This is a genomic window from Bacillus sp. MBGLi79 (assembly GCF_002953915.1).
On record NZ_CP026521.1, the window covers coordinates 2,742,765 to 2,744,216 of the forward strand.

Annotated in this window: 1 protein-coding gene; it reads right to left on the reverse strand. The window is 49.2% G+C overall.

Going from position 1 to position 1,452, the window contains the following annotated elements; all coding sequences use genetic code 11:
- A partial coding sequence (gene lysA, locus C1T29_RS13770) for a diaminopimelate decarboxylase (RefSeq protein WP_208945462.1) occupies window positions 1–1,273 on the reverse strand: 1,273 nt, incomplete at its 3' end.
- Window positions 1,274–1,452 lie beyond the last annotated feature (179 nt).

The window sequence follows — 1,452 nt, forward strand, 5'->3', positions numbered from 1 at the left end:
CCTCATACGTCTCTCTCTGAATGACGAGCTGCGCTTCTCCATCCTCGACAAAAACGACGGCCGGGCGCGGAATGCGGTTGTAGTTGTTGGCCATGCTGTAGCCGTATGCACCGGTGCAGAAAACGGCGAGCACATCTCCGTCACGAACTTCGGGGATTTCCAAATCCCAAATCAGCATATCTCCGCTTTCACAGCATTTTCCTGCGATTGATACGGTATCATGACAAGCATCGTTCATCCTGTTGGCGACGGCCGCTTCATATTTTGCCTCATAAAGCGCCGGCCTGATATTATCGCTCATGCCGCCGTCAACAGCCACATATTTGCGAATGCCCGGCACCTCTTTTTGCGAACCGGGCGTGTACAGCGTGGTTCCTGCATCTCCGACGAGAGACCTGCCCGGTTCGATCCAAATCTCAGGGATGTCAAAGCCGAAATGCTCGGCATTTGCTTTGACCGCCTCGATGATTTTTTCAACATAGACATCGGCAGCGAGCGGCTCGTCGTCTTTTGTATAGCGGATGCCGAAGCCCCCGCCGAGATTGAGCACTTCCGGAATGAATGAGTAAGTCTCCCTCCATTCAGCGAGCTTTTCAAAGATCTTGTCTGCCGCAAGAACAAATCCCGCCGTATCAAAAATTTGCGAACCGATGTGGCAGTGCACGCCGAGGAGCTTAAACGCAGATGAGCGAAGGACTTGTTCGATGGCTTGTTCGACCTGCCCATTGTGCAGATCAAAACCGAATTTCGAATCTTCCTGTCCCGTCGTAATATAATCATGCGTGTGCGCTTCAACTCCCGGTGTGATTCTGAGCAAAACGTCTACAGTTTGTCCTGATTGCTTGCAAAGCTTTTCTGTAATGGCGATCTCGTGAAAGTTATCGAGCACGATGCAGCCGATTTGATGCTCCAGAGCCATGGCTAGTTCTTCAGGGCTCTTATTGTTTCCGTGAAAATGAATCCGTTCAGCGGGGAACCCTGCTTTGATCGCAGTAAAAAGCTCTCCTCCCGATACCACATCCAGAGACAGCCCCTCTTGTTCGGCAAGCTGAATCATGGCGACCGCTGAAAACGCCTTGCTTGCATACGCTACCTGCGCTTTTAAACCGGCTTCCCTGAATGCCTTCTGGAATTTTCGAGCGCGCTCTCTTATCAGCGCGACATCGTATACATAAAGAGGTGTTCCATATCTTTCTGCCAATGATAGAACATCGACACCGCCGATTTCGAGGTGTCCACTTTCATTTCGTCTGCTAGTACCATGTAAAAACAATTGTCATTCCCTCTTTCTCTATCTACAAAGGTGCAAGGGGCGGTCCGATTGCTGCCCGATGCATCTTCCGGCTTCATGATAGTGCGATTCTTATGTTGTATTATAACATTTCGTTTTAAAAACTAAACCACCATTTGTCCAAATTTTCTTGATTTACAAAGGGAATAATCCCCTAAAAA